General features: G+C 69.0%; 3 protein-coding genes. All 3 read left to right on the top strand.

Annotated features, from left to right (window positions below):
- Positions 1-562: HAMP domain-containing sensor histidine kinase (locus AB0M88_RS53030; protein ID WP_364116227.1), on the top strand; the 562-nt coding region annotated here is incomplete at its 5' end.
- 772 nt (positions 563-1,334) lie between these two features.
- Positions 1,335-2,471, top strand: coding sequence for an MFS transporter (locus AB0M88_RS53025; RefSeq protein WP_364116224.1), 1,137 nt, complete (start codon positions 1,335-1,337; stop codon positions 2,469-2,471).
- Between the two features lie 103 nt (positions 2,472-2,574).
- The gene (locus tag AB0M88_RS53020) at positions 2,575-2,799 is read left to right on the top strand and encodes a hypothetical protein (RefSeq protein WP_364116221.1); all 225 of its coding nucleotides are present in this window, start codon (positions 2,575-2,577) and stop codon (positions 2,797-2,799) included.
- Positions 2,800-3,279: the final 480 nt, after the last annotated feature.

The following is a 3,279-nucleotide window of genomic DNA, read 5'->3' as shown; positions in this document are numbered from 1 at the left end:
GGCCGACCCCCAGGCGCCGGCGCTGGTCGGCTCGGCCCGGGAGAAGAGCGGCGAACTTCGCGCCCTGATCAACGACCTGGTAGACCTGGCCCGCTACGGCCAGGCCGAGACCCACCGCGAGGACGTACGCCTGGACCTGCTGGCCGACGCCGTACTCGAGCGGGCCGCCAAGCGTGCGCCACGTACCCGCTTCGAGACCCACCTCGACGAGTGCTTCGTACACGCCGACCCCGACGCGATCGAGCGAGCAATCGGCAACCTGGTAGACAACGCGGTGAAGTGGAGCCCACCCAACGGCGTAGTCACCGTCACCGTCACCGCCGACGACCAAGAGGCAGCGGTAAGCGTCGCCGACGAGGGCCCCGGCATTCCCCCCGACGACCTCCCCCACATCTTCGACCGCTTCTATCGTTCCCCGGCTGCCCGCTCAAAACCCGGCTCCGGCCTCGGCCTGTCGATAGTCCGCCAGATAGCCGACACCCACGCCGGCCGGGTCCTGGCCTCCCCGACCCCCGCCGGCACCGAAATGCGCCTGATCCTCCCATTAGGTCCCGCCTCCTAGACCCGGCGGTCGGGTGCGGCGCGAAGCAAGAAATGGGCACCCAGCGTGTCGTGACGGGTAGCCGCTCCGCGCCAGTGGTCACGCCGGCAGAAGCCGCGTCCGACCCGGTTACGGCGATTGTGGGCCACCGGGTCGAACGCGGATGGCCGGCTGCGGTTACGACCTTCGCGAAGTACGGACGATGCCCAGGCCAGCAGTCCGGTTCCTGCGGCCGTCCGGGCCGCGGGATCGTGGTTCCGGACGCGCCGACGGTCAGGGCCACACGAAGGTGCCGGCCGCGCTGCCCGACGCGTCGAGCAGGAGCTTGCCTGCGGTCGTCGCGCCCGTTCGGTCGCCACCGCGACCGCGCCAGACGACGCGAGGCCGACGGTGGTCCAAGATTTCCGCATTGACGTGATATTCCTGCAATCCGGTCTGCCGCCGACGGTGCGCGCGGCCGGATGAGGAGCTGACCCTGCGTGACTGACCGCCAGGCTGTCCGGCGTCCGCTTCTGCCGATGAGCACGCTTGCTCCAACGCCTTTGGCGGCGACGGCGTCGCAGCATCGCCGGCGGTGTACGCGCGGGACGTTATGTTAATCGCGCCGGCCACGCGCGACGGGGCCCTGACACGTCGCTTCGTCCATGCGCCGCATCGCGCCCGCTGCCGTCAGCCGGCGGACGAGGGGCGTGAGAGGATGCGGCACATGATCATGAAGCGGACTGGGAGGCCAGCGGGCGTACTCGGCGTGGGCTGCCCAACCGGGTGAGGCATGCATTCCGACGCTAGCCGCGTGGTGCTCGTCCGGACCTTGCGCGGCTTTGCCGACGGGTTTGTGAGCGTCCTGCTCGCCCACCATCTCGTGGCGATCGGATTCACGCCGCTGCAGGTCGGCGTCATCGTCACCGGCACCCTGATCGGCTCGGCCGCGCTGACGCTCCTCGTCGGTCTCACCGGCGTGCGGCTCGGCTTCCGCACCGTCCTGCTCGGCGCCAGCGCTCTCATGGTCGCGACCGGGCTGGGCTTCTTCGCGGTCACCGCATTCATCCCCCTCCTCGCGGTCGCCGTTGTCGGCACCCTCAACCCGTCCGCTGGCGACGTCAGCGTGTTCCTCCCCACCGAACAGGCATTCCTCGCGGGTCACGCCACCGGCACCGCCCGCACCCGTCTGTACGCCTTCTACAACGTCGGCGGGAACCTCGCTGGCGCGCTCGGCGCGCTCGCATCCGGCGCCATCACCGGTCGCATCGGCTTTCTGCTCTACGTCGCGGTCGCCGCGATCGCCGCTCTGGTCTACCGAGGTCTTCCCCGCGACGAGCCGCGACTGTCCACGCCCACCAAACCCCTCGAACGCTCACGGACTGTCGTCGTTCAGCTCGCCGCCCTGTTCAGCCTCGACGCCGCCGGCGGTGGCCTCGTCATCCAGTCGCTGCTCGTCGTCTGGCTCCACCTCAAGTTCGATCTCTCGACCGCATCGACCGCCACCGTGTTCTTCTGCGCCGGGACCCTGGCCGCGTTCTCGCAGTTTCTCGCGCCTCGCCTGGCCAGGCGCATCGGACTGGTCCGCACCATGGTCTTCACCCATCTCCCGGCCAACGGCTTCCTCATCATCGCCGCGCTCGTGCCCCATCCCGTGGTCGCCATCGGGTTCCTGCTGCTGCGATCGCTCCTGTCTCAAATGGACGTGCCCGCCCGCCAAACTCTCGTCATGGCCGTGGTACTCCCCGAAGAGCGGGCGGCTGCGGCGAGCGTCACCAACGTGCCCCGCAGCCTGGCGGCAGCCGTGACGCCCGTGCTCGCCGGCTGGCTGCTCGCCAACGGCAGCCTCGCCGCACCACTCGTGCTCGCCGGATCAGCCAAGGCGGCATATGACCTACTGCTCCTATGGCGCTTCCGATCCGCCGTCCTCGACCACGATCGAACACCCTGAACCCAACGCACACGAGACCGTCCAGGAGCGGACTCGCACGACGCCGGTGTTGATCTCGGCGAGCTCAGTTGCGCCGGCAGTACATTGCTGCCAGCCTCCGACCATGATCCGGCTAAGAGCTAAGACGTCCGACGCCGTGCTCGACGCGTCGCAGGTCCGCCGGGTTCGGTTCTTGCTGCTGGAGTTTCTTCCCGCAGTGCGCTGCCAGGTGTCGCAAGGACCAGGGATCGCCATCGTTGTGTCCGACCGCAACCGGGAAGATCTCACGGAGGCGCTACAGCGTCGCATCGAAGAGATCATCGGTTGTCAGCTCGTCGAGGATGACTAGGACGGTCGCGCACTTCGTTTTCATGATCACGTGCACGGATCTGCCGCATATGGGGCGGTCCATCGTCTGTCGATCTCGGCGACGATGATGCCGTCTTTCGGGTCGCGGCGTACGGCGTGGGTCAGAGGGCTGACAGCAGGCTGCCCGCGAACCTCGATGCTGTCCTGGACAAGGCCTACGAGTCCAGCAGCCTTGCCGAGCTGGTGAACGCTCCGCTAACCGCGCTGGCCGGCGTCAGCGACGGCGACGCTGAGCTGCTCCACAAGGCTTTCAACATCAAGACCATTGGTGCGTCGCCGGGAACAAGTACTTCCGCGCCGGCATCGCCGTGTAACCCCGATCCGTCCCCTCCGTGCGTCGACGAGCAGTACGGGTCGACCGGAGGTTCTCCTCGACGTGCCGCGGCGGGGGGGCCGCCACCGGGGGGCGGGGGGGGGCGGGGGCGGCGGGCGGCCCCCACCCCCCCGCCCCGAGGGGCAA

This window comes from Actinoplanes sp. NPDC051411, assembly GCF_040682075.1.
Classification (GTDB): Bacteria; Actinomycetota; Actinomycetes; order Mycobacteriales; family Micromonosporaceae; genus Actinoplanes.
This window is presented reverse-complemented; position numbering and strand designations above follow the sequence as displayed.

Excerpts from the sequence above, each read along its gene's own strand:
- AB0M88_RS53020 (WP_364116221.1), top strand. The coding sequence starts at position 2,575 with ATGATCCGGCTAAGAGCTAAGACGTCCGACGCCGTGCTCGACGCGTCG.